At 65.7% G+C, this 26,729-nt stretch carries 23 protein-coding genes; 12 read left to right on the forward strand and 11 right to left on the reverse strand.

What is annotated here, in order from left to right; translation table 11 throughout:
- The 4 genes from DVDV_RS09045 to DVDV_RS09060 all read right to left on the reverse strand — a co-directional run.
- Nucleotides 1–2,124 (reverse strand): glycosyltransferase family 39 protein (locus DVDV_RS09045; RefSeq protein ID WP_254845321.1); only part of this gene is annotated, 2,124 nt, incomplete at its 3' end.
- Between the two features lie 198 nt (nt 2,125–2,322).
- Nucleotides 2,323–3,009, reverse strand: a complete 687-nt coding sequence (locus DVDV_RS09050) for a hypothetical protein (RefSeq protein WP_075354356.1) — start codon at nt 3,007–3,009, stop codon at nt 2,323–2,325.
- A 460-nt stretch (nt 3,010–3,469) separates the two neighbouring features.
- A complete protein-coding gene (locus tag DVDV_RS09055) occupies nt 3,470–5,653 on the reverse strand; it encodes a tyrosine-protein kinase domain-containing protein (protein ID WP_075354357.1) in 2,184 nt (727 codons plus the stop codon).
- 3 nt (nt 5,654–5,656) lie between these two features.
- A complete protein-coding gene (locus tag DVDV_RS09060; protein ID WP_075354358.1) occupies nt 5,657–6,526 on the reverse strand; it encodes a polysaccharide biosynthesis/export family protein in 870 nt (289 codons plus the stop codon).
- 188 nt (nt 6,527–6,714) lie between these two features.
- Between DVDV_RS09060 and DVDV_RS09065 the strand changes: the two genes are divergently transcribed.
- The 6 genes from DVDV_RS09065 to DVDV_RS09085 all read left to right on the forward strand — a co-directional run bounded on the left by DVDV_RS09065 (nt 6,715) and on the right by DVDV_RS09085 (nt 14,698).
- The gene (locus DVDV_RS09065) at nt 6,715–7,722 is read left to right on the forward strand and encodes an efflux RND transporter periplasmic adaptor subunit (RefSeq protein ID WP_075354359.1); all 1,008 of its coding nucleotides are present in this window, start codon (nt 6,715–6,717) and stop codon (nt 7,720–7,722) included.
- A 14-nt stretch (nt 7,723–7,736) separates the two neighbouring features.
- Nucleotides 7,737–9,668 (forward strand): hypothetical protein, encoded by a 1,932-nt coding sequence (locus tag DVDV_RS09070; RefSeq protein WP_075354360.1) that lies wholly within the window; start codon nt 7,737–7,739, stop codon nt 9,666–9,668.
- 108 nt (nt 9,669–9,776) lie between these two features.
- The gene (locus tag DVDV_RS09075) at nt 9,777–11,453 is read left to right on the forward strand and encodes a sulfotransferase family protein (protein WP_075354361.1); all 1,677 of its coding nucleotides are present in this window, start codon (nt 9,777–9,779) and stop codon (nt 11,451–11,453) included.
- 158 nt (nt 11,454–11,611) lie between these two features.
- A complete protein-coding gene (locus tag DVDV_RS23295) occupies nt 11,612–12,382 on the forward strand; it encodes a lipopolysaccharide biosynthesis protein (RefSeq protein WP_254845322.1) in 771 nt (256 codons plus the stop codon).
- Nucleotides 12,357–13,082: a polysaccharide biosynthesis C-terminal domain-containing protein gene (locus DVDV_RS23300; RefSeq protein WP_254845323.1), complete on the forward strand. Its 726-nt coding sequence runs from the start codon at nt 12,357–12,359 to the stop codon at nt 13,080–13,082. The genes DVDV_RS23295 and DVDV_RS23300 overlap by 26 nt, the downstream gene beginning before the upstream one ends.
- A complete protein-coding gene (locus DVDV_RS09085) occupies nt 13,073–14,698 on the forward strand; it encodes an alkaline phosphatase family protein (protein WP_075354362.1) in 1,626 nt (541 codons plus the stop codon). Before DVDV_RS23300 ends, DVDV_RS09085 begins: the two co-directional genes overlap by 10 nt.
- Before the next feature lie 200 nt (nt 14,699–14,898).
- Here the strand turns inward: DVDV_RS09085 and DVDV_RS09090 are convergent, their stop codons facing one another.
- The 4 genes from DVDV_RS09090 to DVDV_RS09105 form a co-directional block, all read right to left on the reverse strand.
- On the reverse strand, nt 14,899–15,183 hold the full coding sequence (locus tag DVDV_RS09090; protein ID WP_254845324.1) for a helix-turn-helix domain-containing protein: 285 nt from the start codon (nt 15,181–15,183) through the stop codon (nt 14,899–14,901).
- Complete coding sequence (locus DVDV_RS09095) at nt 15,161–15,502, reverse strand: type II toxin-antitoxin system RelE/ParE family toxin (protein WP_075354364.1); 342 nt, start codon at nt 15,500–15,502, stop codon at nt 15,161–15,163. Before DVDV_RS09095 ends, DVDV_RS09090 begins: the two co-directional genes overlap by 23 nt.
- Nucleotides 15,503–15,590: 88 nt before the next feature.
- The gene (locus DVDV_RS09100; RefSeq protein WP_075354365.1) at nt 15,591–15,950 is read right to left on the reverse strand and encodes a BrnA antitoxin family protein; all 360 of its coding nucleotides are present in this window, start codon (nt 15,948–15,950) and stop codon (nt 15,591–15,593) included.
- On the reverse strand, nt 15,931–16,275 hold the full coding sequence (locus DVDV_RS09105) for a BrnT family toxin (RefSeq protein WP_254845325.1): 345 nt from the start codon (nt 16,273–16,275) through the stop codon (nt 15,931–15,933). The genes DVDV_RS09100 and DVDV_RS09105 overlap by 20 nt, the downstream gene beginning before the upstream one ends.
- Before the next feature lie 80 nt (nt 16,276–16,355).
- Between DVDV_RS09105 and DVDV_RS23780 the strand changes: the two genes are divergently transcribed.
- The 6 genes from DVDV_RS23780 (at nt 16,356) to DVDV_RS09135 (ending at nt 21,643) form a co-directional block, all read left to right on the forward strand.
- Entirely contained in the window at nt 16,356–18,011 is a 1,656-nt protein-coding gene (locus DVDV_RS23780; RefSeq protein WP_075354366.1) for a chemotaxis protein CheA, read from the forward strand.
- A 14-nt stretch (nt 18,012–18,025) separates the two neighbouring features.
- On the forward strand, nt 18,026–18,493 hold the full coding sequence (locus tag DVDV_RS09115; protein WP_075354367.1) for a response regulator: 468 nt from the start codon (nt 18,026–18,028) through the stop codon (nt 18,491–18,493).
- Nucleotides 18,478–18,999 carry a chemotaxis protein CheD gene (locus DVDV_RS09120; RefSeq protein ID WP_075354368.1) on the forward strand — a complete coding sequence of 174 codons (522 nt, stop codon included), beginning with the start codon at nt 18,478–18,480 and terminating at the stop codon, nt 18,997–18,999. Before DVDV_RS09115 ends, DVDV_RS09120 begins: the two co-directional genes overlap by 16 nt.
- Before the next feature lie 84 nt (nt 19,000–19,083).
- Nucleotides 19,084–19,575, forward strand: a complete 492-nt coding sequence (locus tag DVDV_RS09125) for a hypothetical protein (RefSeq protein ID WP_075354369.1) — start codon at nt 19,084–19,086, stop codon at nt 19,573–19,575.
- A gap of 27 nt (nt 19,576–19,602) precedes the next feature.
- Nucleotides 19,603–21,294, forward strand: coding sequence for an adenylyl-sulfate kinase (gene cysC, locus DVDV_RS09130; protein WP_075354370.1), 1,692 nt, complete (start codon nt 19,603–19,605; stop codon nt 21,292–21,294).
- 61 nt (nt 21,295–21,355) lie between these two features.
- The gene (locus DVDV_RS09135; RefSeq protein WP_075354371.1) at nt 21,356–21,643 is read left to right on the forward strand and encodes an exonuclease V subunit alpha; all 288 of its coding nucleotides are present in this window, start codon (nt 21,356–21,358) and stop codon (nt 21,641–21,643) included.
- 769 nt (nt 21,644–22,412) lie between these two features.
- Here DVDV_RS09135 and DVDV_RS09145 read toward each other — a convergent pair.
- From DVDV_RS09145 to DVDV_RS09155, 3 genes are all read right to left on the reverse strand, one after another.
- Nucleotides 22,413–22,718 (reverse strand): calcium-binding protein, encoded by a 306-nt coding sequence (locus DVDV_RS09145; protein ID WP_075354387.1) that lies wholly within the window; start codon nt 22,716–22,718, stop codon nt 22,413–22,415.
- Between the two features lie 807 nt (nt 22,719–23,525).
- Nucleotides 23,526–24,458, reverse strand: coding sequence for a hypothetical protein (locus DVDV_RS22735; protein ID WP_175577086.1), 933 nt, complete (start codon nt 24,456–24,458; stop codon nt 23,526–23,528).
- A 1,456-nt stretch (nt 24,459–25,914) separates the two neighbouring features.
- A complete protein-coding gene (locus tag DVDV_RS09155; RefSeq protein ID WP_075354374.1) occupies nt 25,915–26,715 on the reverse strand; it encodes a ParA family protein in 801 nt (266 codons plus the stop codon).
- Nucleotides 26,716–26,729 lie beyond the last annotated feature (14 nt).

A 26,729-nucleotide genomic window follows, 5' to 3' on the forward strand; every position in this document is an offset into this window, starting at 1 on the left:
GGGGACCGCCGTGGTCGGTCCCAGGGTCAGCCATGCGCCGCCGGGATTGCCGGCCAACTCCAGGCTGTCCGGCTCAAGGGCGTCAGGGCCGGGATTGCCAAGGGTGAGCGGCCCGCCCGGAACCAGCCGGCCGGCGTAGGGGCAGGCCCGGCCCGACGGATCAAGGACGTAGCGGGCCGGATAGATCGTGCCGGCCGGGCAGGGAGCCACCGTCGTATTGACCGCCAGCCGCCGGGCGGCCTCTCCGGCCGGGCCGTCGGCCAGGGTCGGCTGGCCGGAGACGGCCAGACGGACGACAAAACGGGTCACGGCCACCGGCCCCCGGTCAAAGCCGGGGTCGAACATCAGGCGCACGGTCAGCGACCCGGCCGGCGGCAAGGGCCGGTCGGTGCGGTACGGCGTCAGGGAATCGCGGTCCGCTCCGACCAGGACGGTGACCCGGCCCGAAGGCGGTTCGTCGGGATAGGCGGTGGCGGCCACGTCCAGTTCCAGGCCGTCCAGGGCCACGAGCTGGCCGGGAAGCGGCGTGAACACATAGCTGGCCTCGCCCGAGCGGCCCCGATCGGCCAGGGCCAGGGAGGTGCCCGTGGCCCGGATGTTGCGGCTGCCGGCCAGTTCGGCAAAGGCGGCCTCGGGCGTGAAGCGGGCCGTAAACGTCTCCCCGGCCGGCACAAGGGGCGTGGCATTGGCCAGGGGCAGCCGCCAGATTTCCGCCCGGGCCAGCGCGGTCACCGGCAGGGCGGCCTCCGGCAGGGGCGGCGCACCCGGCGCGGTCGGGACCACGAGCAGGCATTCCCGGGCCAGACGGCCGTCTTCGCCCTCGCCCGGCTGGGCCGGCAGGAAGCCGCGCGGCAGATACCAGCGCACAAAGGTCTCGAAATAGGGCCGGGTCCAGGGGTCGGCCTCACGCCACAAGGCCAGCGAGGCCTCTGGCGCGGCGTGTTGGCGCAGGGCGGCGGCCAGGGTTTTTAAGCGGCTGTCGTCGCGGCGGTAATAAAACGGCAACACCCCGACGCTCGGCGCAGCCAGGGCCAGCCCCAGGACAAGGGCCAGGACATGGACCGCCCACCGGGCCGACACCCGGTCGGTCAGGCGCGAAAGGCCCAGGCCAGCGGCCAGCAGCACGGCAAACAGGCACGGCAGCACGTAGCGCACCTGGAAATGGTGGATGCTGTCGGCCCGGCCCCAGGCCAAGCCGAAAAAGGCGGCAAAAAGGAGAACCACCACTGCCGCCGCCCGCCGCCGGCCGGGCCGGGCCAAGGCCGCCCCAAGCCCGAGCAGGGCCGGCCCGGCCAGGAGCCAGGGCAGTTCCGGACGGCCGAGAAAGGCGGCGTAGAAGCTGGAAAAGGCGGCAAAGGTGCTGGCGAGGGCCGCGCCCAGGTCCGGGCGCAGCGACGTGGCCGGGGCCAGCAGCGAGGAGCGCATATCGCTGGTGGCCAGCCACCACGGGGCCAGGGCGGCCAGGGCCACGGCCAGGGAGCCGGCCAGTCCGACCAGGGTGCGCCGGCGCGGCGGGGCATCGGGGGCCGGCCAGGCCAGGGCCAGGGAGCCGAGCACGGCCGCCAGCCCCAGGGTCGCGGCCGAGAGATAGGAGGTGTAGCCGGCAACGGCCAGGGTGGCGGCAAAAACGGCCCAATCCCGGCGATGGCCGCCGGCTAGCGCCCGCAACAGGGCCAGCACGGCCCCCAGGGTCAGCGCGCCGAATAGGGCGTAGAGCCGGACCTGCTGGCTGACATCGATATGATACAGGCTCACCGCCACGGCCGCGCCGGCAAAGATGCCGCAGACCCGGCCGCCCAGGCGCTTGCCCAGGAGATAGAGCAGCGGGGCGCAGGCCGCCCCGGCCAGGGCCGCCGGCAGGCGCACAAAAAAGTCACTGTGGCCAAAAAGGTCGATGACGGCATGGATGAGCAGGTAATACAGCGGCGGCTGGAAATCGATAAACGGCGGATACTGCCGGGCCGCCCCGGCAATGACCCCGGCAAAGGACGGTTCCAGGGCGCGGGCAAGCGTGGTCAGCTCGTCGTAAAAGGACATCGACGGGTCGCCCAGGGCATACAGGCGCGGGGCCAGAGCCAGGACGAACAAGGCCAGCGGCCAGGGGTGGTAAAGGAATCTTTTCACGGGCATGGCGTTAGCACGCACCGGCCCGCCCTGCAAACCGCCCGTTTTCTCCGGGGTGGGCCAAGGGCCGCCGGCCCCTTGGCCGCCGGAAGGCTCTGCCTGCCCTGCTCCCCTTCGGACCCGCAGGACGCCAACGGGAAGGGGCCGCAATGGCCCCTTCCCGTATCGCCGCAGTGCATCACACTGCAGCGGACAAGCCTAGGTGCACCACTCGATCCATTCAGACCGGTCATCCATCGTTATGGTATACCCCCCGCCAAGACAGGCGCCAAACTGGGACAAAAATGCCCCGATGGCCGCACTGAGTGCCGCGCCGCCGGTGATAAACGCTGCCACGATGGCCGCGATAACCCCAGCGGCCATGGCCTCGTCAAAGCAGCGGCGAATGGCTGCCTCGTCCGGACCATTGACCACGACGGTCAAGGTGTGGTGCAACTTCTTCATCTTGATGGAAAGACCGCCGCAATGGCCGATGATGTTGAAGCTGTCGTCGAAAGACGCAATCTCCCTTTTCCAGAGAACGCCCTTTTGTGTCACCGCGCAGGGGATATCTACCATAAACTCCGGCCCATGCTTGGCCGCCAGATCCACTTCAATCTCGTTGGCGGCGCAGATCCGGATCTTTTTCACCCAATCCGGGCAGGTGAAAAAGCCTGCCGCCGCAATGGGCGTTAGAACCTGCAAAACCATACCGTGGGGAGGGGATGCCAGAAAATCAAATTCCCAGACGCCGTCGGCCGGAACGACAGTGGTGTAGCGCGGTGCCAGGTAGGGCGAAGACCAACCCGAGGTTGGAGCCATGCCATTGGCCGTCAAATAGAGACGCACCTGTCCAAGAAATTCCGTTTTGTGGGCCTGCGCAGAATCAACACGAATCTGGTTCATCGTTTTCTCCTTGCGTAACGGTTGTCGGCCTTCCACCCGGAGACAGTGGACCACACTTATTATATGCGAATAAAAATATACAAAGTCAACATCAAATAACGTTTTATGCGTATTAATGTCGAACGCAATCACTGTAGCCAGAAAAAATGTCGGATACCAGTTTCTCATAATTGGGATATACAAACGCTAGGAAGTGCGCCGGTGTTTGGTCGCCGGCGGGAGCGGGCAGAATCGTGATGCAGGAAGGAAGACGTGAGGTACAGCTTGGGCCGGCCGCCGGAGCAACGGTGTTTCCCGTCAAGCGCCCACGGCCCCCTGGCATCTTTTCATGCGCAAACGGCCGCTCTCCGGCAAAGCAACGCCCACAGTCAAGTCAAACTCCTCCAGGAGGGGATTCCAAAGGGACTCAGTCCCTTTGGCCGCCGGAGGCATTCTTTTGCCTTCCCCTCTTCTCTTCCCCCTACCCCGACTTCTTCCGTCGCCACGGCAACCAGGCCCGCAGCCCGGAAAACACTTCGCCGGGGGTGGCGTCGTCGGTCGGGGAGCCGACCACCACCAAAAGCGGCGGCGGGCCGGCGGCGGCGAGCTGGCCGGCCGCTTCGGCCACGACAGGGGCGGAATCGACGTACAGGCGCACGGTGAGGAGCACGGCGTCGGCGGTACGGGCCAGTGAGCAGGCGTCGCCGCTCTCGGCCACCGGGGCGGCGATGACCAAAACGGCGTCGAAGCGGCGCACCAGCCCGTCGAGCAGTCCGGCCGTGGCCGGGCTGTCCAGGAGCCGGTCGGCTTCTTCGGGCGTCAGGGCCGCTTCGCCGGCCGGCAGGACGAACAGGTTCGGTTCCTCGCCGGGCAGGGTCACGGCGTCGCGAAAGACCTTGCCGCCCACGGCTTCGGCCAGTCCGGGGCCAAGGGGCAGGTGCATGCGGGTGTGGAGCGTCGGATGGGTCAGGGCGGCATCGACCAGCACCACCGAGCGGCCGGCCCGGGCCAGGGCGGTCCCCAGGCCGATAGCCGTTTCCAGGGCGTCGGCCGGGCCGGCCGACGCCTCGGTGACGAGCAGGAGCTTTGGCGGCACGCCCGAGACCGGGAACAGGGCGTCGCGCAGGCGGCGGAAGGCCTGGGCCCGGCCGGGGCCGGGCCGGCGGGGCAGGCTGGCCGGGCTCATGGCCCCCAGGCTTCCCAGGGCGGCGGCCGAGCTGACGGCCGGATCGGCGTAGGCGGCAACCAACGCGGCGCACATGGCCAGAAAGCCGCCAAGGACGATGCCGACAGCCAGCATCAGGGTGAGCTTGGGGCGCATGTAGTCGTCGATCTTGCCCGGGGCGGAGGCCGGTTCGATCAGGTGGGCGATGGACAGGTCAAGCGACTGTCCGGCCACGGCAGCGCTATGGAGCTGGTTCAAGTTCGACAGGAAGACCTCGCCGGCGTTCACCCGGGCGGCCAGCAGGGAATCGGCGGCAGCCCGGTCGGGGAAGGCCAGGATCTGGCCTTCCACGGCATCGATCAGCGTGCCGTAGGCGGCGTCCTGGCTCTCGTAGCCGGCGGCCTGGGCGGCGTATTCGGCGGCGCGTTCGTTTAGGTAGCTAAACGTCTGGTCGGTGGAGATGGTTTCCGAGCCGAAGACCTTGAGGGATTCGCCTTTGATCAGCCGCTTGGCTTCCTCGATCTTGCCTTCGATCTCCTTGACCGCCGGGTGGTCCGGGGTCATGCGCGCCTTGGCCACGGCCAGATCCATATACAGGTCGCGCAGGGTGAGCTTCAGGGAATCGACCAGGGCCGAACGCTGGATGGATTCGCCGGACTTGCGGAATTCCGGGCGTTTGGCCGCTTGGGCCTTGACGTTGGCCAGCATCCCCTGGGCCTTGAGCAGTTCCAGGCGGTTGGAGTCGCGCGCGCCGGACAGGACGTAGTAGCGGTCCACCAGCTTTTCGGCTTCGCTGTCGAGCTTGACGATTTTTTCGCGCTGGCGCACCCGGCCAAGTTCGGCCAGGGCTTTTTCATAGTCGGCCCTGGCCCGCACGAGTTCCTTGTCCGACGCATCGGCCAGCACCCGGCATTCGGCCTGGCGCATGGCCGTTTCCCGGGCGGCAAAGGACCGGGCGGCGGTATTGGTCATGGCCATGGCCAGTTCTATGGAGTCGGCGGAACTGGAGAATTCCAGGATGTCGGCATCGTCCATCATGGCCGCGTTGAGATAGGGCCGGGGGAAGATCAGGTGGACGATGGATTTGTGGCTCAGTTCTTCATAGGTCATGGGCCGGCGCAGGACGCCGGGCAGGAAATGGTCGATCAAAAGCCGGACAAATGGAATAAATTCTATAATTTGCAGCGATTTTCGCTTGCGCGTCAGGTCCAGCTCGTCGATCACGGCCGTCATGACCGGCACGGTCTGGCCCAACTCTTCATAGGTGGCCCGCTCGGCGTCGGTGAGGGAAGCGGCCCCCATGGCGGCCGAATCCAGGCCGATGCGCGACAGCAGGCTGGCCTTGTTGGACGAATGGTACAGATAGACCTTGGTCGAGGCCACGTACTGGGTCTCGCACAAAAGGGTCAGGGCGGCCAGGCCGCCGGCCACCAGGGCAAAAACCCACAGCATGAGCGTGCGGCGACGCCACAAGAGGGCGAGGAGTTGGCGCAGTTCCATAATTTACTGCACCGCGATGACGCCGCCCTGGCTGTTGCTGAGGTATTCCCCGGCAACGGGCTGGCTTTGCTGGATGACGGTGGTGGTCGCTTCGACCGGGCCTTTGGACAAATCGTTGATGGCGTCGCGCAACTGGGGCAGGAAGATCACCAGCCGCTCGGCGTTTATAAAGGCGCTGACCACGGCATTGAAGTGGCCCATGAATTCGTCGAAATTGGCCCAGGCGCTTTTGGGCACATAGAGCACGTCGCCGCCTTCCAGGTAGCGGTCAAATCCGGCCGTGCCCTTGCCAAGGGACGTTCCAAGCTTCATATCAAGGATGTAGGCCCTGGGCGTCTCGGAATCGAGGGCCCGGAAGAGCACCACCGTGGACTTGCCGGCATTGTCGGTAAAGCCGCCGGTCCGGGCGATGGCCTCAAACAGCGGGATGTCGTGGTCGACCACCACCACCCCCTGGGCCTTGACCTCGCCAAGGACCAGCGCGGTCTGGCTGCGGATGTTGGCGGCCGTGACCGTCACCTGGGGATCGACCAGATATTTGGCATAGGCCCGGGTCAGGTCGGCCCGAAGCTCGGAAATGGTGCGTCCGCCGGCCCTGATCTCGCCGACCAGGGGCAGTTGGATGCGGCCGGCCTCATCCACGCGCACGCTGGTTTTGAGGTCTTCCTGCCGCCACACGGCCACGCTCAGCTCGTCGCCGTAGCCCAGGGCGGCCCGCCTGGCCGCCATATCGGCGGTCCGGGCCTCGGGCCGGGTTTTGGAGGTGGCCACGGCCGGCGGCGGAGCCGTCGGACGGGCGCAGGCGCATAAACACAGTGCTGCCGCCAGGAACACAAGCAGGGCACGGGAAGGCAGGGTGGCGCAAACGGGCATGGCGGTCCTTTCGCTCTCAGAATCGATCTCTCCACGACTACGGGATTTCAGGACCGGCCGCAAGGCGCATGCCGGCGCGTTGTGGTCCACTGCGAACTGGTGTATGGGCAAGCCGCGCCGGCGTAAAACGACTGTTTGCCGGGCAATCTGGCCAAAACGCCGAAAAACAAACCGCCTGCGGGCGTAGCATGACTGTTATGAAAACCATCCTCGGGCTGGCCGTGGCCCTGCTGCTTTTGGGCACCACGCCGGCCGCCGCCGAAACCGTCACGTTTTTGGGCAAGGCCTACTGCCCCATCAAATACGACATCAACTGGCCCTTCGTCACCAAGGCCAAGAAAACCCCGGCCCAGGGCAGCGGCATCCAGGCCAACGTCTACGAACTGCCCAAGGAATCCTACGAGGAAAAGTCCGCCGCCGAACTCGGCTCGGACATGCGCCGGCTGCACATCTTAAGCGCCCCCATCCATGTCGGACAGCATGTGGTGGAAGATGAGGCGCTTATCACCTACGAGCTGCCGCTTGACAGCCTCATCATCGAAAAGGAAGCCCTGTCGCGCAATGAGCTGAACTCGCTTGAACGGGCCATGACCTCGGTGAAATTCCGCCTGGACTGGCTGGCCTCCCACCAGCAGGATCTGGAAAACATGGCCGACCAGCAGTCCGCCGCCCCGGCCGATGTGCGCAACAACACCAAGGACATCGAGACCCTGATTCTGGAGCGCGACTATCTGGCCGAAGAACTGGAACTGGCCAAACAGCGCTACGAAAACACCCTGCTCATCGCCCGTTCCAAATTCGGCAAGAATGTCGACCTGAAAAAACTGCCCCGCCAGGGCTTCGTCCGTTCGCCCTCGGAAGGCTACGTGCTGTGGGTCAATTCAAGCCTCATCCCCGGCATGGCCTTCACCAAACAGGCCGCCCTGGTCACCATCGGCAAGCTCGATCCCATGCTCGTCCGGGCCTCGGTCCACGAGATCGCCGTGCAAAAGCTCAAGGTCGGCGACCCGGCCACCATCGTGTTCCACGCCTGGCCCAAGGAGACCTTCCAGACCACCATCTCCAAGGTGGACTACGTGGCCCAGCCGGCCATGCTCCAGCAGCCATCCTTCTATCTGATCGAGCTGGCGCTGCCCAACCCCGATATGCGCATCAAGGAAGGCATGCGCTGCGACGTCGTGGTCAATCTCAACTAATCCAACGGAACGTCATGCGCGAAATCGTCCTGGCCGTGGCGGCCAATTGTCTTGTGTTTGCCGGAGTCGGCTTTGGCCCCCTGGCCCTGCTGGCCCCGCGCGTCGGCCTGCTGGCCGTCTTGGCCCTGGCCCCGGCAGCCGGGTACGCCATCTATTCCGTGGCGCTCACCTGGTGGCTGCTCCAGGAAGGCTCGGCCGGCGCGGCTGCCTGGCCCCTGGCCGGGGTGCTCCTGGCCGTTTCCGCCGCCTGTCTGGCCCTGGCCTGGAAATCCGTGCGCCTGCGTCTGCCGGCCGTGTCCCGGCGTCGGGCCGTGGCCGGCCTGCTTGGCCTGGCCATGTGCCTGGGCCTGCTTTTGGCCCCCCTGGCCGCCGGCAACCGGGGCTATGCCGTTTTTCGCGGCAACGCCTCGGATTCGTTCATTTACATGTTCCTGGCCCGCTACTTCGACGAACACCCCCGGACCTGGGCCTTTGAGCGGACCGAACAGGAAGTCACGGCCGCAAATCCCATGCTCGGCCCGGCCCGCAACATGCTAAACATCCGCTGGACCTCCGGGGCCATGCTGACCGCCTGCTCCCGCCTGGGCGGCATGGCCATCCTGGATTTCCAGTATCCCTTCACCCTGGTCAGCTACGTGCTCTTTTTCGCCGCCCTGCTCCCTTTCCTGACCGCCATGGGCCTCTCGGCCACCAGCGCCACCCTGTCCGCCCTGGCCCTGTCCACCGGCTTTTACGCCCAGCTCGTGCTCGACATCCGGGCCTTTTCCCAGATCAACACCCTGCCCCTGGCCATCCTTCTGGCCTATGCCCTGGCCCTGCCAACCCCCCTGACCCGCTCCGGAGCGGTGCGCCGGACGGTCTTGCTCGGGTTTTGCTACCTCACCACCTTCGTCAATTATACCGAGATATTCCCCATGATCTTCGGCGCCGCCGCCGCCTATCTGACCCTCAAGGCCGCCCTTTCGCGCCTGACCCGCCGGGAACTGGCCATCCAGTCGGCCGGCTTTGCCCTGGGCATGGCCGCCACCTGGCCGGTGCGGTTTTTGTGGGAACACATGATGGCCCAGATCCAGTTCACCGAAACCGCGCCCCAACTGTGGAGCGACGCCTATTTCACCTGGCTTTTCCACAACGTGCCGGCCGGCATCTTCGGCCTGCCGCTGCTGGAAAACGGCTTTTCCCGGCTGCCGGGCTGGGCCTTTCTGGACTGGCCGGGCTGGCTCGTCACCGTTTTTGCCTGTCTGGTCGGGGCCTATTTCCTGCTGGGCTGCCTGCGGGCCATGGCCGACAGCAAACGGGACGCCCCGCTGATCGCCCTGTCGTTTGCCGCCGCCTCCCTGGCCGCCTTTGCCCTGTTCTGCTACAAGGACAAGCCCTGGGTGGCCGGCAAGGGTCTGTCCTATTTCTATCCCTGCGTCACCGCCCTGTTTCTCTACGCCACCCTGGCCCGGCCGGCAGTACGGCCCCTGGCCGTCCGGGCCGTGGGCCTTGGCGGGCTGGCCCTGGCCGCGCTGTTCATCCTAAGCCAGCTCACCGTCGCCGGCCTGCGCCCGGCCTATGCCGCCTACGACATCGACTATCCCCGCTACGTGCGCAACCACGGCCGCTACCGCACCATCGATTGCGAACTGGCCCCCATCCGGGCCGCGCTTCGCCGGGCCAAGGCCGAATCGGTCGCCATCTGCTCGGCCGATCCCTGGAAATGGGCCTTTCTGGGCCTGTCCCTGGACGGCTCCGGCCGCCTGGGCGTGGTCGCCCCGGCCACCCAGGCCGGGCTCCCGGCCGACACGCCGGTGTTCGTGGCCCTGGACCGGCCCATAACCGGCGCTCCGGCCGAACTGGCCCCGTATCTGGCCGCGGAAAACGCCACTTTCGCCCTGTACAACATGCCGGCCGGCCGGCTGGCTGCGCTGTTGCCGTCGCTTCATTGCGAGACCAATCCGTAATGCGGGAAGAGAAGAAGGATACGAGTGCCTCCGGCGGCCAAAGGGACTGAGTTCCTTTAACATCCCCTCCTGGGGCGCGCGAAACGCCAGTCCAAAAAGGATCATTCCATGTCGACACACGCCGCTTCCGAGCTCCAGGACAAGGAACTCGTCCATGCCAGCCCCTTGGCGGCCTCCCCGGCCGGCCGCAATTTCTGCGTCTTCCTGGTCGGCATGCACCGCAGCGGCACATCGCTTTGCGCCTCGATCATCCACAAGCTCGGCGTCAACATGGTGCAGACCAGCACTCCCGCCGCCTTCGACAACCCCAAGGGCCATTGGGAGCGTTTCGACATCGTCGACGCCCACGACCGCATCATGTCCAGCCTGGGCCTGGAGTGGTCCTCGCTGCAATCGCTCCCGGCGGCTTGGTGGCGCGATCCCTGTCTGGCCGGGGAAAAGGCCGCCCTGCTCGACATGGCCCGCCAATTGGGCGATTCCCTGCCCTGGGGGTTCAAAGACCCCAGAACCACACGCCTTTTCCCGCTGTGGGAGGAAATCGCCACCCGCCTGTCCATCCCGGCAAAGCGCATCATGTGCATACGCAATCCCAGGGATGTTGCCGAGTCGCTCAACAAGCGCAACAATTTTGACATCAACTACAGCAAGCTTCTGTGGCTGCGCCATTATACCGAGTTTTTCCAAAACAGGCTCGACGGCGAACTGCTGATCGTCGACTATGACGACTGGTTCAGCGACGGATACCGGGTCGCCTATGATATCGTCCGGTATCTCGGCATCGAACACTATCTGTCACCCCTGACCATCGGGGCCATCTGCTCGGAAACCATCACGCCGTCGTTGCAACACAACACGTCTGCTCCGGAACACGACTTCTGCGCCTTCATCTACAACAAGCTCAAACTGGCCGGCAGCGACCCGGAAACCCGCCTGGAACTGCAGCACATCTTTTCCAACGTCGAGCACCTCAACAAGTATTACACAAAAATTTACGCAGACAGCCGGCAATACGACATTTTAAGGCCGCAGCATGAGGAACTCGCCAGCCGCCATGCGGCCTGTGAAGACCAGTTGGCCGGGCTGCAGGCCTTAAGCGACGAAAAAAACGCCTGCCAGGCCGAGGCCAACGGCCTCCAGGCGGCCCTGGCCGAGGAACGGAATCTGGCTGTGCAGCTTCGGGCGCAGTTAAACGCGGCCCTGAACGGTTGCGAACGGGCCGGCACGGAGGCGTTGGCGGCAAGTCACGAGCGCGATGCAGCCCGAGCCGAGGCAAACGCCCGGCAGGCCGCCCTGGACGCGGCCCTGGCCGATTGCGAACAGGTCCGCAACGAGGCGTTGGCGGCAAGCCGGGAGCGCGACGCAGCCCTGGCCGAGGCAAACGCCCGGCAGGCCGCCCTGGGCGCGGCCCTGGCCGATAGCGAACGGGTCCGCAACGCAGCCCTGGCCGAAGCGCATGCCCTGGGCTCGGCCCTGGACGGCGCAACCGGCCGGTCGGAGGGGCTGCGCGAACAGCTTGCGGCCCTGGAGGCCCGCTGCGGCGCGCTGGAATCCGGTCTGGCCAGCCTCGGGCGCGAACGCGGCAATCTGCTGCGCGACCTCGTGGCCGCCTCGGCCCATGCCCACCCCTGCCACTTCAACGAAGCCTTCTATCTTCAAGCCAATCCCGACGTCGCCAAAGCCGTGGCCGACAAACTGGTCGCCTCCGGCCTGGACCACTGGCTGCGCTTCGGCTACGCGGAAAACCGGGCCGTCAGCTTTCTGGGCGACGACGACGCCGACACATGATCCTGGCCCGTTCCCCCTGCCTACCCGCTCTTTCTCCAACCCGCGCGGCCCGGCTTCAAAGCCATGGCCGGTTGGGGCCGCACTGTTCCCCGGCGGCATCCCAAAGCCTCCTGCGGGCCGCCGAAGCCAGCTCCCGCAACTGACCGTAAGGACCAATAATGCCACAGCAAAGCCTCTCCCCACCGCGCTCGCTTCTGGGCAATTTCCTGGCCCTGGCCACATCACGGGGCGTGCAGACGGTCAGCGGCTTTTTCGTGCTGCTGGCCGCGGCCAGGGTCCTGCCGGTGGAGGATTTCGGCCGCTACGCTGCGGTTTCGGCCCTGGCCGGGGCGGTGACGGCCCTGACCTATTTCGGCATCCAGCAGGTCATGATCCGGGAAATGGTGTGCGACCGGGCGACAGCGGCGGCCGTGGTCGGCCGGGCGGTGCTCCTGCGCGGCGCCCTGGCCCTGGCCGCCGGCCTGGGGCTGGCCGTGGCCGGCTTTTTCTCGGGCTACGCCGGATCGATGTTTCTGGCCCTGGGGCTGGCCTTCGGGCTTGAGGTCTGCCGCTCGTTTTCCATGCTCGGCTGCGCCGTGTTCCAGGCCCATGAGCGCATGGGCTACGAGCCGCCCTTGTCCGTGGTTTCCGGGCTGGCCTCCATGGCCCTGGTCGGGCTGGCCCTGTGGCTCGGCTATGGCGTCATCGGCGTGCTGGCCGGGCTGTTGCTGGCCGCCCTGCTCCACCTGGCCCTGGTGTGGCGGGTGGCGGGCAGGCTGACCCGCCCGTCCTTTGCCCCGGACTGGCCGGCCATGCGGGCGCTGTTTCTGGCCTCGTCGGTGGTGGGGCTGGGCGTTTTTTTCCAGCAAAAACCTGTTCCGGGCCGGCACGTTGTCGCTGTCGTGGTGGTCGGAGCTGGCGGCGGTGGCCGATTTCCAGGCCCCGCATGAATTTCTGCTCAAAATCGAGATCCTGCCCCAGGCGCTCATGCTGGCCGTCTTTCCGGCCCTGGCCCGGCTGGCCCCGGTGGATGTCGAGACGGCCCGGCGGCTTTATCGCCTGATTTTCCGCCACACCCTCCAGGGCATGGCCCTGCCGGCCATCTTGCTGGCCTTTTACGCCGAACCGGCCTGCGTGCTGCTCTTTGGCGGCAAATATGCCGGGGCTGCGCCGGTCATGCGGGTGCTGGCCCTGTCCCTGCCGCTTCTGGCCCTGGATATGCTGGTTAACAATCTGCTGGTGGCCATTGGCCGGCAGCGCTATGCCCTGTACTATGCCTCGTCCGCCTTGATACTGGCCTTTGGCATAAACGCCCTGATCGTGCCGCGCTACGGGGCCTTGGGCGCGGCCTGGGTGGCCCTTGGCTCGTACAGCTGGCTGCTGGTTTTTTCCACGCGCTTCGGGGCGCGCCATGGCTATACGCCCCTGGCCCTCTCGGCCCTGGTGCGGGTGGCCTGCGCCGGCGGGGCCTGCCTCGGAGCCTGCGTCCTGCTGCGCCATGTGCCGCTTGTCGGCGCTTGGGCCGGGGCTTTGGCCTACGCCGTGGTGATGCTCGGCCTCAAAGGGGTTGGCCGGCGCGATCTGGCCGAACTGCGCCAGATCCGTCAGGCCCGCCGGAATTCGGAGAAGGAGAAGACGCAATGTCCGTGACAGCCAGACGGGTGGTGGTTATCGGTTGGGATGGGGCCACCTTCGACGTCATAAAGCCGCTTTTGGCCCAGGGCCGCATGCCGGCCCTGGCCGCCCTGCTCGCCCGGGGCGCGCACGGGCCGCTGCGTTCGACCGTGCCGCCGGTGACGCCGGTGGCCTGGACCAGCTTTGCAACCGGCACCAGTCCCGGCCGGCACGGCATTTTCGATGCCCTGACCCTGGACCCGGACAGCCATGAGGTGCGCTTTGTCTCGGCAGCCATGCGCCGCGTGCCGCCCATCTGGCGGGTGCTCTCCGACCGCGGCCGGCCCTCCGGGGCGGCCAACGTGCCGGTCACCTGGCCGCCGGACACCATCGACGGCTTTGTCATTCCGGGCATGTTCACCCCGACGCACATCGAAGACTTCACCTCCCCGCCCGAAATACGGGCTGAAATCGAAGCGAAATTCGGCACCTGCCGCGAATCACCCATGCTCGACCCGGACCCGGCCAAATACCTCGCCAACCTCCTGGCCGGCGTGGACGCGCGGGCCGAGCTTACCCTGTGGCTGATGGCCCGCCGGCCGCTTGATTATTTCTGTTCGGTCTTCATGGAATCCGACCGGGTGCAGCATTTCTTCTGGGGCTACCGCGACCCGGCCCACACGCGCCACGCCGAACTGGGGCAGGCCATCGAGCAGGTCTACGAACGCCTGGACGCAGCTCTGGCCCGCATCGTGGAAGCGGCCGGCGACGACACCGCCGTGGCCATCGTCTCCGACCACGGAGCCGGGCCGCTTAAACGCTCCATTTTTCTCAATAAGTGGCTCATAGACAACGGCCTCCTGCACCTGACCGGCGACCTGGCCGCCACCCTGGCCGGCCGCCGGCCGCCCTCGGCCCTGCGCCGCTTCGTGGCCGCCGCTGCCAGGGCCGTGCTGCCCGCTTCGGTCATCGAGGCCCGCCGCCGGGGCAAATCCGCCGCCCACGCCCGCATCAACAACCTCTTTTCCGCCATCGTCGATTGGCAGCGCTCGGCCTGCGTCTCCGAAGGCATTGCCGGCGGCATCTTTTTCAATGCCGCGGTTGTCGGCGAGGCCGACCGGCCGGCGCTCATCGCCCGGCTCAAAGAGGGACTCCTGGCCATTGTCGATACCGACACCGGAGCCCATCCCTTCATGGCCGTCCACGCCCGGGAAGAACTCTACCACGGCGCGGCCGTGGCCGGCGCACCCGACGTCATCACCCTGTGCGGCCCCGGCTATCAGGTTCTCGTGCCCCACGAAATCGCGCTCTACGACCAGGGCGCGCCGACCGGCCTTTTCGCCGGCCACAAATGGAGCGGCCGCCACGAACAATACGGCGTGTTCGCCCTGGCCGGGCCGGGCATCGCCGCCGGCGTCACCCTGGCCGACGCCGACATGCCCGACGTGACGCCGACACTGCTCTACGCCCTGGGCGAAGCCGCCACCAGCGACATGGACGGCCGGGTGCAAACGCAAGCCTTCACCGCCGAAACCCTGGCCGCCCGGCCCATCGCCGGAGCCGTGGCCGCCACCGCCGCAGCCGTCGGCGCAGCCGACGACGAAGGCGCCGCAGCCATGGCCGAGGAGTTGTCGGATCTGGGGTATATGTGAATTGAAGTGAGGTGAGGTGAGAGAAAGGCGGAAGATGCCTCCGGCGGCCAAAGGGAGTGACAGCCCTTTGGAATCCCACCTGGGGGCTCGTATTTGGTACGGTCGTGAACGCCGCGGCAGTTCCTGGCTCTTGAACTGGTCACGGTCAGGCCAGGGTGAGAATGAAGACGGCCAAGCCGCCACTGATGACCCCGAAGGGCCTAGATGTGGACCAGATCGATCCTGACGCGGCAGCCTAAGGCCTTGGCGTACTTTTCCAGCGTCTTGAGCGACACGTTCTTTCCGGCTTCGATCCGGGCGACTGCCGGTTGCTTGACGCCGAGCAAAGCGGCCACGTCGGCCTGGGTCATGCCGGCTTCGGAGCGAGCCTTCACAAGGGCTTCAGCCACAGTAAATTCGGGTCCCAAAGCCTCGTAGGCTTCGCGGTATTGCGTATCGTCGCGCATCCACGCGTCATGGTCTTCAAGAATTCTCTTTCCCATCATCCACCTCCCGGGCGTTGGCCAGGGCCTTTTTGATTTCTTCCCGGGGCGTTTTCTGGGTCTTCTTCACGAACACATGGACCAGCACCACACGCTGGGCTCTCACGGCCACGTACATGCCCCTGGCGATACCGTCTCGGCCGCTTGCCCGCATTTCCCAAAGCTTCCCTTCGACGTGGCGCACATAGGGTATGCCGACCTGGGGGAGGCCGTAGGCCTCGATCATGCGTATTATCTTCGAGAACCGGGCGCGGATGTCTCCGGGGAGGGTCTTGTACTCTTCCTCAATGAGGGCGTTGAGGTACTCAACCGACCAAGCCATGGGGGATATATAAGCGATAGCTTATGACGGGTCAAGGGCGCTACCCAGCCGGAAAGGCGGGAAGGGTTTAAAATCGAGGGATGCAAACCTACCGGCGCGAATGGTCTTGCTGAGCAGCGATAAAGGCGCGCAAGGCCGCGTTGATGGCGGTCTGATAGCCCTTTTCTCGGTTGGCCCGAAACCAGGCCAACACGTCGCGGTCAAGGCGCAGGCAGACCTTTTCCTTGCCGGCCGGCAGGAAATCCTCCAGCCGCATCCGCTTGGCCCGGTCGAAAAAAGCGTCATCCAAAGGCGGATTGTCCGGGTCGGACAAGGCGTTGGCGGTCAGTTCCTCGTCGGTCATGGCCATAGCCCGCGACATATCCGTCAGCGAGGGCAGATTTTGCACTTCCTCGACCGTATAGTGGACGAGTGTCCGTCCATCGGCGTCAACAGAACGCTTTGGCATACTTCCTCCTTTCGCGGGAATTGGCCCGTCGGGCAGATATGATCCTGAATATGCCGTCACGAAGCGTAAACACAACCACGAGCATCACGTTGAGATACAGCCCAATGGCAAGACACCGTGTTTCACCGTATTCATGCCGGTCATCGACTTCCATCCAAGGCGCGTCATAAAGCACCTGAATCGCGTGCGTAAAGTCCACGTCGTGCTTGGCGATGTTTGCCCGCCGCTTGGCTTCATCCCAGACGAATTGCATAGACACTATGTAATGGCAAATGGTCTGCCGGGCAAGGCTTCGTGCAACGCAATCGGCGGCGGTGAACCGCACCCCGCCCTTCCGGACCGCTTATCGTCTTGCCTCGCAGACGGTTGCGTCGTATGACGGCAAACAAGGAAACAGCAGACCGTATGGCCGATGACGATACCCTTTACGAGCTTTTCACCGAAAGCTGCCACGAGCAGTTGCGGGGGATCGAAGCGGCCATTTTGGACCTGGAAACCGCCCGATCCGCCGATCTTGAGCCCAAGGTCAATGCCATTTTCCGGGCCGCCCACACCATCAAGGGCGACGCCGGGGCCATCGGCGCGGCCAATCTGGCCGCACTCGGCCATGCCGTGGAATCGGTCCTTGACCTCGTGCGCCAGGAACGCCTGTCCGTAACCCCCGATCTTATCGGCGAACTGCTGGCCATCTTCGACGCCATGCGCTCCATGGCCGAAAATGCCCGAAACGACGCCGACCGCGATATAAGCACCCATCAGGAGCGGCTGGCCTCCCTGCTCGCCCCGGACCGGGACGCCGCACCGGAAGCCGCCGCGCCAAACGGCGACGGACCCGACCCCGGCGATGCCGAGGCGGCGGCGGCAACGGCCAGGAAACAAGACGACACCCATATCCGCAAGCTGTCCATACCGGCCCTGGAGCTCGATATCCTGGTGGACCGGGTGGGCGAGCTGGGCATTGCCCAGGCCCGCCTCGCCGCCTTGTCCCAGCGCCGGGCCGATCTGGAGCTTCGGGACGTGGCCGAGGAGGTCGAGCGGCTCTCGGCCTTGCTCCGCGATCAGGTGCTCGGGCTTCGGATGCTGCCCATCAAGGTGAGCTTTCCCAAGTACCGCCGGCTGGTGCGCGACGCCTGCGCCAGCCTTGGCAAGGACGCCGAACTGGTCATGGCCGGCGAAAATACCGAACTCGACAAGACCATCATCGAGCAGCTCAACAACCCCTGCATCCATCTGCTCAGAAACGCCGTGGACCACGGCATTGAACCGCCGGACGTGCGCGAACACCTGGGCAAGCCCCGCCGGGGGACCATCAGCCTGTCCGCCCGCCAGGACGGTTCCGACGTGATCATTGCCGTGTCCGACGACGGCGGCGGCATCGACGCCGGCAAGCTCTGGCAAAAGGCTGTGGCTGCCGGCCGGCTCGACGCCTCCCGGCCTTTTGATGAGGCCACCGCCCTGGAGCTTATTTTTCTGCCCGGCCTGTCCACGGCCGACACCGTCGGCACGGTCTCGGGCCGGGGGGTGGGCATGGACGCGGTGCGCGACGGCATAAGCGCCCTTCGCGGCCGCATCGAGGTGTCCAGCCGGCCCGGTTACGGCTCCACCTTCACCATCCGCCTGCCCGTATCCCTGGCCATCATCGACTGCCTGGAAGTGCGCTGTGCCGGCGAGGCCTACTATCTCCACCTCGATTACGTCGAGGAATGCCTGGAGCTGCCGCCCGGCCTGTCCCTGGCCGCCGACCTTGGCGTCATGGAACACCGCGACCTGCCCATGCCGTTGTTGTCGCTTCGCCGGTTTTTCGAGCTGCCCGGCGAGGAGGCCGCCACGCCCCACGTGGTCACGGTGCGCCAGGGCGGCGGCCGGGCCGGCATCGTGGTCGATGCCGTCATCGGCCGCAAACAGGCCGTGCTCAAACACCTCGGCCGGGCGCTCGGCCGCATCGAGGGCGTGCTTGGCGGCACGGTCACCGAGGCCGGCGACATGGCCCTTGTCCTCGACGTGCCGGGCCTGCTTGAGGCCGCCCGCGCCGCCGCCCGAACCAAAACCCGCCAACCCTGACGGAGACATGCCCCATGCCCCGTGCCCTGATTGTCGATGACAGCCGCTACCAGCGCCACCTGATCCTCCAGGCCCTGTCCGGCCTTTTTTCGACTGAGGAAGCCGCCGACGGCAAGGAGGCCATCGCGCTTTTTGCCGCCGCCCTTGCCGCCAAAAAACCGTATGACCTTATTGTCATGGATATTTTGATGCCGGTTTTGAGCGGCCACGACGCCCTTATCGGCATCCGCCGCCTGGAGGCCGAAGCCGGGATCGGGCCCGAGGGGCGCACCCCGGCCGTCATGCTCTCGAGCCTGGACGATCCGGCCAACATGCTGCGGGCCCAGTTCGAATCCGGAGCCCAGGCCTATGTGACCAAGCCCTTCCAGGCCAAGACGCTGCTTGAGGCCCTGGGCAGCCTGGGGCTGGCCGACAATCCCCTGAATGGCGCTGGCGACGATGTCGCCCTTCAGGAGGACGGACTTCCATGCAAGGCCTTCTAGACCGCTTTCCCGGCCACAAAATCACCTTTTTAAACGTCGCCCAGGGCATTCTGGTCGATTGTCCGACAGTGGCCCACACGGTGCTCGGTTCGTGCGTCTCGGTGACCTTTTTTGCCCCCCGCCATGGCCTGGCCGCCTTGTTCCACGCCCTGCTCCCCCGGGCGGCCGAATACCGGCTGCATGAACCGGCCGATTCACCGTATAAATTCGTGGATACGGCCATCACGACGCTGGTGTCGCGGTTCACCCGCCGGGGGGTCAGGCTGTCGCATATCGAGTGCAAGGTGTTTGGCGGGGCCAGCGCCCTTTTTGCCGAGGAGATGTCGGTTGGCCGGCGCAATGTGGAAACGGCCTTTGCCACGCTCTCGGACCTGGGGTTGCGGGTGGCGGCCTCGAATGTGGGCGGCGAGGCCGGCCGCAAGATTGTGTTCTCGACGTCGACCGGTGAAATTTTCGTGAAGATGCTGCAGAACGGAAACAAGAAAAAAACAGACCAGATTCCATAAAATTGGCACAAAAATTGCTTTTTACTTCCCGGCCGGTTCGATCCCAAGCGCCAAAGGCGTGTCCAGCCGGCCACGGAGGTACCCATGCTGCCCGAAATACCCACTGACGCCCGGCGCGCCGCCCTGCAGGCCGCCCTGGGCACACTGCTGCTTTTAACCCTGGCCGGCGTCGTCTGGCTCGGTATTGCCGCCGAACGCGCCAATGCCCGGCTGGGCACCCTGGCCACCCGCCTCGACGCCTTGGCCCTGACCGCCGAAACCACCCAGCCCCAGGCCCCGGTGGCCGACCAGCTCGCCGCCCTGGCCGGCGATGTGGCCGCCCTGTCCAAGAAACTCGACGCCCTGGCCGGCGACGAGGCCAAAGCGGCCAACCGTCTGGCCGGCGAAATCAGAACCCTGGCCGGCCGCATCGACGCCCTGGCCGCCGCCCGCACCGCTGCCGAAAAACCGGCCGCCAAGCAGGCTCCAAAGGCCGCAGCCAAGCCGACTCCGCCCGCCCGCACCGGGGCGGGCGCACCCGACACACCTCAACCGCCCTACTACGGTCCCGGCTACCCGGCCTGGCCCGCCTACTGAGCGCTTCTCTAAGAGGTTTTCCGCATTATGGAAAATCATGCCCAGAATCTGCTTGTCCACTTCTGCCGGGCCGAGGAACTGCGAGCCGAATCCGTGGGCTATCCGTCCTACAGCCTGCGCGAGGACCAGCTCCTCACCCTGGAACTGCTCCTGTCCGGGGCGCTTTTCCCCCTGACCGGGTATCTGACCCGGTCAGGCTACGACAGCGTGCTGGCCGCCATGCGCCTGCCAGGCGGCCAACTCATGCCCATGCCGGTCACCCTGGACATCCCGGCCGCGCCGGCCGCATCCCTGACGGCCGGCATGCGGCTGGCCCTGCGCGATCCCGAAGGCTTCATGCTGGCTGTCATGACCGTGTCCGAAGTCTATGAGGCCGACCCGGAAGCCGAAGCCCGGAGCATCTTTGACGCACCGGATCTTACCGCCCACCCCGGAGCCCTGGCCTATGCCGGCCGGGTCAACCCCTGGCGCGTGGCCGGTGAGGTCCAGGGCCTGAGCCTGCCGCAACATCCCGACTGCACCGATTTGCGCCTGCCCCCGGCCGCCATCCAGGCCGGCTTTGCCCAACGCGGCTGGCGGTCGGTTCTGGCCTGCCAGTTTTCCGGCATCCTGACCGAGGCGGACCGGGCCGCCTTTTCCCGGGCCGCCGGCGAGGCCGGGGCCCGCCTGCTGCTCCTTCGCACGGTCGGCGACGCCCTGGCCGGCGGCGCGGCCCACTTTACCGGCGTGCGCTGCGCCCGGCTGGCGGCCGACGCCTTCCCCAGGAATACCGCCCAGCTCGCCCTGCTCCCCCTGCCCGTGCTGGCCGCCGGCCCGCGCCAGGCCCTCTACGAGGCGGTCATCCACCGCAATCTCGGGGCCAGCCACACCCTGGTCGCTCCCGACCATGCCGATCCCTTTGCCGGCACTGGCGAGCTGTTCTATCCCCGCCAGGCCGCCCTCGCCCTGGTTGCCGACCACGCCGGCCAGGGCGCGGCCACGGCCGTCCCGGCCGTCCCCATGGGCTACGACCCGGACACGGCCCGCTACGTCCCGGCCGACAGCCTGTCCGGGGCCAGCGCCGCCCCGGCCCTCACCCCGGCGGAACTGACCCGGCGGCTGGAATTCGAGCTGGACATCCCGGCCTGGTATCTGCGCCCGGACATGGTCGCCCAATTGCGCAAGACCACCCCGCCGCGCTCCCGGCAAGGATTGGCGCTTTTCATGACAGGACTGTCCGGGGCCGGCAAATCCACCCTGGCCAAACATCTCTACGTGCTCTTCATGGAGCTTGGCACCCGGCCGGTCACGCTCCTTGACGGCGACATCGTTCGCCGCCATCTTTCCAGTGAACTGACCTTTACCCGCGAGCACCGCGAACTCAACATTGCCCGCATCGGCTTTGTGGCCAGCGAAATCGCCAAAAACGGCGGCATCGCCATCTGCGCCCCCATAGCCCCCTACGCCGCCGGCCGGTCAGTGGCCCGAAAACTGGTGTCGCCCCACGGCGCGTTCATCGAAATCCACGTGGCCACGCCCCTAGCCGTGTGCGAGCAGCGCGACCGCAAAGGCCTCTACGCCAAGGCCCGGGCCGGGCTGGTCAAAGGCGTCACCGGCATCGACGATCCCTACGAGGAGCCGCAAACGCCCGAGATCAGGATAGATACCTCGCTGCTTGGGCCAAGCGAGGCCGCCCAGGACGTGCTGCTCTATCTGGAAGGTCAGGGGTATTTACAGTAAGCCTGTCAGTCAGCCAGTCAACCTTTCAACAAGTCTGTCAGCCAGCCTAAAGGAGCCTCCCATGCCCGAACGCTCCAGTACCATGCTCGATACCGCCGCCTACGTCGAAGCCCTCGATTTCGCCCGAAGCCTGCGCGCCCCGGGTAAACCCCTGGAATTCCCGGACTACGCCGAATACGTGCGCCTCGTAGCCGAACGCGCCGTCATCGACCTCGAAGTCTACGAAGCCGATCGCGCCGATTTCGAAGAACTGCCCGAACCCTACGAACTGGCCTACTTAACCGCCCGCCTCGAACGGCTCCAGGAACGCATCAAAACGCAAAAAGGCATCAATGTCGGTGAATTATAGGGAGAAGGAGGAAGACGAGGACGAAGACGAAGATGCTCCGGCGGCCGGGGGGATGATCCCCCCGGACCCCTGCAAAGGGGAGAAGTTTTTAAGGGGAGATTGGTCCAGGCCGGGCCAAGCATACCCTTGATGCAAGCCGCGAATGCTGTGGCGGCCCAAGGGTCTCAGTCTCTTTGGCTGCGATCCAAGAAGCGCAAAAAAATCCGGCTGTTCAATCTATCCGGCTGTTCTCCGTTCCCTCCCAAGAACACGCCACGACGCCTACGCCCCAAACTGTTCAACCGTCAGATCGAGTTCCTGCAAAACGCGACCGGTGAGAGACATCTCCGTTCCGGTTACCTCGCTTCGTCCGCAACGCCGGCACAACCACCCCTGGACTGGCACAAAGGCCGTGCGGTCCAAAAAGTGAATCGGCATTTTCAACACGCCGTAAGACCGGTCCTCTTCACGACAAGCGCAACCCTTCTTCGTCGGAGACTTTTCCTGCATCTCTTTCTTCCCGATAATTGCATTCGACCCTTGCTGCAGAGCCGGTACATCGACAATCCGTTCCTGCCGCCAACCGGATGGCGAACACCGCCAAAGCTTCATGAAAACACTGTGCAGCCCCTCAAAAAGACGCCCTTCCCTGCTGACACAGGAAAAGCGGCCGCTCCCATGAGGAAACGGCCGCTTTCAATGCCGGCGGCAACACGTTTGCACTGCACTGCAAGCGCCAAACGGTGGCGCAGAACGGCAATGCGTCCAGCCGGTCGGCCGCACCCCAAGGCTACGGCAGGTCCTGGGACTCCACATCGTTCCAGACCCGAAGCGGCGCGTCGCCGTTGAGCGTACGCTCAACAAAGCCGTTATTGTCCGTGTCCAGACGCTTCCAGGCGCTTTCCGCTTTCTGCTTGTCCTTCATGCGGACCGTAAATTCTTCCTTGGTGATCTTGCCATCCTTGTCGGCGTCGTAGACCGCGAAAAGCTCATCCGTGGTGGCATAGGGCTTCTTGGCGGTTTTCTTGCCGGCGCAGCCGCCGATAAGGCCAACCAGGGCCAGCGCGGCCAGGGCCGCCGAAATGTGTCGCAGCATGGTCGTCTCCCGATGTTTGGGGGTCTTTCTCCCGAACCCCGGCCGGCGGCCGTGGCCCATGGCCCGCAGGCGGCCGACAATTCTTACCATTTGGTAAACCACCAACCCCTGCCAGCACAATCCCCGGACCAGCCTTTTTCCCGCAACCAACAAAATAGCTCCCGTGCCGAGCGCCAACGGGATGCGCCGCATTGGCTCCCGCCATTGCGGCCGGCACAGGGCCTCAGGGCCGGCCGCCGCGTCAGGCTGCCGCGTCCCGCACGCCTTGTCCGCCCAGTTGAAGGCGGCCAGACTCCCCCGACCACCCGGATCAAGCGCAGCTTGCAAGCACTTGGCCGGGAACAGGACGCCCCCTCTCCGCAGTCCGGAACAGGGCGCAGGGCCAAGGGCCTGCCGCCCCGCTTTCTTGCCCCATGGTTTAAATGGCCAAAGGCGCGTGAAGACGTCGTGAGCAGAGCCAACCCAAAACAATCCCGGCCGCAAAGCCGTCCCCGCAACCGGGTCGCCGTATGCCGGCAAAATGGCCACTGTTCGGCCATTTCCCGAACCGGCCCGGCCTGTCCGACGCGACCGGCCCTGCGCAGCCTGGGCACTCGCCGCCTTCCCGGCCGCCCGGCGCAGCCATGCCGGACCATCGGTTGGCGCTTTTCCCGGCCGCCCGGTGCAGCCGGCCGGGCTATCGCTGACGCTGTTGTCGGCCAGCCGGGACGTCCGCCCCTGACCAGGCGGCCCGGACCGGACTCTGAAGCCCTGGTCCAGGCCGGGAGCCCGGCCGACTGCGGCCAGCCACCGGACCACACACTCGGACTACTGGCCGGGCCGGATCTGGGTTCGCCAGTAGAACTTGAGCCAGATATCACGGTTGCCGCCCGGACACTGGCGCAGGAGGCTTTCCAGTTCTTCGGGGGACATCCCGGCCTTGAAGGCCTCGAATTGGTCGGCCTCGATTTTCTCGCTGGCTTCGCGCCGGCGTTGCAATTCCGCAGCGGCCTTGCCGGCCTCCTCCTCCTCACGGGACACGTACTGGGGATGGGCCCGCAGCACACCCCACCGGGCCAGGGCGGTAAAGATATAGCCGGCGGGATTGCGCACCCGTTCACCGGTTGCCAACTCGGTCAGGTGGCCGATGGTCTCAAGCTCCCACTCGGCCCGGTCCAGGGTCAGGCTCACCCGGTCGCGGTCAAGCTCCTTGCCGAGCTTGGCCCGGGTGCGGCCGGCCGCAACGATCTGCTCCAGGCCAAAGCCGGTCTCATGGACCAGCGGCCACATGATGGACAGGAGGCTGTCATCCCAGCCGAAGTCTTCTGATAGAGAGATATTTTCTTTTCTATCTATCAAATCAGAGGGGGATCGGCTGGCTTCGGGGCTGACTGACGTTGTGATGGGCTGGCTTGGTTGCAGGCTTGGCGACGGGCTTGGTGACATAAATTGTGGCTGGCTTGCAGACTGGCTTACAGGCAGGCCGGCAAAAGGCGTCAAAGACAGGCTCAATGTCTGGTCGCACTGGTACTGCTCGATCACATGCTGGTTAAACGTGACGGTCACGCCCTGGATGTTGCCGTCACGGGCCTTTTTAAAGGACAGAAAGGACAGGGCCTCAAGCCGGCGCAAAATGGTACGGACCGAGGCTTCGCGCATATCCAGGGCCAGGGCGATGTCACGAAACTTGACGATGTAGGGCTTGGCAGCCAGCAGCAGATCGAGGACCTTGCGCTGGTTGGGGTTGAGTCTGTCGGCCACGCTGACCCGGCCGACGGGTTGCCCGTTCGTTAGTGACTGGCCTGCTGCCAGGTTTTGAGAAAGTGTTTCTGATTGGTTCAAAGTGGTGCCGGCTGTGCTGCCTGGAGACAGGCTTGCAGAAAGGTCTGTGTGCAGGCTTTGTGGCTGGCTGCCTGACAGGCTGGTTGCCGGTCGGGCTGCGGCAGGGGTCTGGCGGCCCGGTGTCAGACTGTGGGACAGGTTTGCCGGTTGGCTGTGGGCCGTATTGACGGGGTATGCGTCCGGCTGACCGGTCCGCCCTGCGACGGGCTGGGCGGTTGTCTGGTCGTCAGACCGGCCGGCTGAGTATGCGTCAGGCTGTTTGGCCCACGTTGCGGCCGGCTGACCGGTTGTCTGTGCGGTCGGTTGATCGGCTTGACTGAAGGGCCGGCCGGCAGCGTGCCGGGGCAGGCCAGTCAAAGGCCCGCCGGAGGAGGGGGCATTCGGCCGGGCGTCCTGGCCAGCGCCGGAGTCGGACCGGTCCTTCATGATGCCACCATCGGGCGAGGCTCGGTCCGGTCCGTTGGCCGGTCGCAATTGTCCGGTGGCGTTACCTGGGCCGGCGGCAACGACTTCCGCTTCGGGCGCTTGGCCCCGGGCCGCTGTCCCGCGGCGTCCGGACGAGTCTTCGCGGCCGGGGCCAACACCGGCCTTGGCTGCACTGTCCGGCCCGGTCCGGCTGGCGCTGGCCGGACCATTGACGGTTTCAGGGCCCTCGTCGCCGGCATTGGAACTGCCGGCGACGAGGGCCTGGGCCGGGGCAGGGCTTCCTTCTTTGGCCGCGTCAGGCCGCTCACCGGTCGAATCGGACGCCTCCCGGCCGGTTCCCTGGTCCCGGTCCGGCTGGGCAGGGGAGCCGCCCAGAGTGGCTTGGTCGGCCAAACCGTTCGAACCCGCCAGCCCCGCCGTGGTGGCCGCGGTCGCCGGTCCGGACGGGGCGGCAAAACGCCCCGGGCCGGTGGCTGCGGCGGCGGGGCGTTTGGTCGGGGCGGGACCGGCGGCTGGTTGTGCGGCCTGGTTTGTCGCTTCGTCGTGGGGCCGCAGGGCGGTTGCCGGCCGCTGGTCCGGGCTCTGGCCGGTTTGGGCCGCTTCCGGCCGGGCCGGGGCCGGGGCGGGCGGTTCCTGTCTTCCTCCGGTGTCGGCCGGTGTGGCCGACGTTCCGACTGACGCACTGTCTGTTCGAAAGTCGGACTGGCCGTCCGATTTATCGGCCGGCTGTGTGGCCCTTTTTTCGTCTGGCTTATCGGTTGACTGGCTGACGGGTTTTGTGACTGGCTTAGACGGCGCGGCCGACCCTGCCTCGCCCGGCGACGGTTCCACACCCGAAGCCCGGCCGGTCAGGAACGCAATGGCGCTCTCCGGAAAGGCCGTCAGGTCGGGAAACGCATCGAACGTTTCCCGCGGCGGAATCGACGCAAAGGGCTGGTCCTCGATTTCCCTAGGCTTCTTTCTGGACACGGGCGGAAACCTCTTTGGCCAGGGATTGATAATCCTGCGCCCCCGACTTGGTGGCGTCGAACTCGAAAATGGTCTTGCGGTGCGAGTGCGCCCGATCGATGTCGATGTTGACCCGGATCTCGGTATCGAAAACCGGAATCCCCTTGGCATCGAAAAAGGCCCGGATGCGGTCCTTGTTCTTCTTGTGCGTCACTGCCCGGCCGTCGTACTTGGTGAGCACCACTCCAAGGAGCAGCAGTTTCTTGTTCTGCTGCTTGGCCTGGGACAACACCTGGATAAAGGTCGAAAATCCGTCCAGGGCGTATTGGTCGCCAACCGGACAGGGCACCAGGACATAGTCGGAGATGAGCAGGGCATTGCGCAGCATCGGGCCGATATTGGGCGGTGTATCAATGAGGACATAGTCGTAGCGGCTGATGTCCTTGTCGTTTTGCATGAGCCGGGAAAAGCCCAGGACCGAGTCGATGCTCGAATAGGAGCGGACTTCCCATTCCATGCAGCGAATGGAATTTGGAAGAATTTCAAGGTGTTCAGTCCGGGTGGCACATGCGTTGGGGGAGAAGGCCCCTTCCGGGTCCTCCAACGCCTTGACCAACGACGAATTTTCACGCAGACCCAAATCAGGCAGCAGGGTCGACGTCGTGTTGGACTGCGGGTCGCCGTCGACCACCAAAACCGCATTGCCTTCCCGGGCCAGCGCGGCGGAAAGATTCACGATGGTCGTCGTCTTGCCGACGCCACCCTTGTTGTTGCCGACCGTGATGATGACGGGTTTTGGCATTTCCCTTCCTCCCT

This window comes from Desulfovibrio sp. DV, from assembly GCF_001936595.1.
GTDB lineage: Bacteria > Desulfobacterota > Desulfovibrionia > Desulfovibrionales > Desulfovibrionaceae > Solidesulfovibrio.

What these genes read in the sequence shown, in the direction of transcription:
- DVDV_RS09075 (WP_075354361.1), top strand. Translation starts at nt 9,777, where the DNA reads ATGTCGACACACGCCGCTTCCGAGCTCCAGGACAAGGAACTCGTCCAT.
- DVDV_RS09095 (WP_075354364.1), bottom strand. Translation starts at nt 15,502, where the DNA reads ATGGCTTGGTCGGTTGAGTACCTCAACGCCCTCATTGAGGAAGAGTAC.
- DVDV_RS09065 (WP_075354359.1), top strand. Translation starts at nt 6,715, where the DNA reads ATGACTGTTATGAAAACCATCCTCGGGCTGGCCGTGGCCCTGCTGCTT.
- DVDV_RS23295 (WP_254845322.1), top strand. Translation starts at nt 11,612, where the DNA reads ATGCCACAGCAAAGCCTCTCCCCACCGCGCTCGCTTCTGGGCAATTTC.
- DVDV_RS09145 (WP_075354387.1), bottom strand. Translation starts at nt 22,718, where the DNA reads ATGCTGCGACACATTTCGGCGGCCCTGGCCGCGCTGGCCCTGGTTGGC.
- DVDV_RS09125 (WP_075354369.1), top strand. Translation starts at nt 19,084, where the DNA reads ATGCTGCCCGAAATACCCACTGACGCCCGGCGCGCCGCCCTGCAGGCC.
- DVDV_RS09120 (WP_075354368.1), top strand. Translation starts at nt 18,478, where the DNA reads ATGCAAGGCCTTCTAGACCGCTTTCCCGGCCACAAAATCACCTTTTTA.
- DVDV_RS09055 (WP_075354357.1), bottom strand. Translation starts at nt 5,653, where the DNA reads ATGGAACTGCGCCAACTCCTCGCCCTCTTGTGGCGTCGCCGCACGCTC.
- DVDV_RS09085 (WP_075354362.1), top strand. Translation starts at nt 13,073, where the DNA reads ATGTCCGTGACAGCCAGACGGGTGGTGGTTATCGGTTGGGATGGGGCC.
- DVDV_RS09100 (WP_075354365.1), bottom strand. Translation starts at nt 15,950, where the DNA reads ATGCCAAAGCGTTCTGTTGACGCCGATGGACGGACACTCGTCCACTAT.
- DVDV_RS09135 (WP_075354371.1), top strand. Translation starts at nt 21,356, where the DNA reads ATGCCCGAACGCTCCAGTACCATGCTCGATACCGCCGCCTACGTCGAA.
- DVDV_RS09050 (WP_075354356.1), bottom strand. Translation starts at nt 3,009, where the DNA reads ATGAACCAGATTCGTGTTGATTCTGCGCAGGCCCACAAAACGGAATTT.
- DVDV_RS23780 (WP_075354366.1), top strand. Translation starts at nt 16,356, where the DNA reads ATGGCCGATGACGATACCCTTTACGAGCTTTTCACCGAAAGCTGCCAC.
- DVDV_RS09155 (WP_075354374.1), bottom strand. Translation starts at nt 26,715, where the DNA reads ATGCCAAAACCCGTCATCATCACGGTCGGCAACAACAAGGGTGGCGTC.
- DVDV_RS09115 (WP_075354367.1), top strand. Translation starts at nt 18,026, where the DNA reads ATGCCCCGTGCCCTGATTGTCGATGACAGCCGCTACCAGCGCCACCTG.
- DVDV_RS09070 (WP_075354360.1), top strand. Translation starts at nt 7,737, where the DNA reads ATGCGCGAAATCGTCCTGGCCGTGGCGGCCAATTGTCTTGTGTTTGCC.
- DVDV_RS09060 (WP_075354358.1), bottom strand. Translation starts at nt 6,526, where the DNA reads ATGCCCGTTTGCGCCACCCTGCCTTCCCGTGCCCTGCTTGTGTTCCTG.
- DVDV_RS09090 (WP_254845324.1), bottom strand. Translation starts at nt 15,183, where the DNA reads ATGATGGGAAAGAGAATTCTTGAAGACCATGACGCGTGGATGCGCGAC.
- cysC (WP_075354370.1), top strand. Translation starts at nt 19,603, where the DNA reads ATGGAAAATCATGCCCAGAATCTGCTTGTCCACTTCTGCCGGGCCGAG.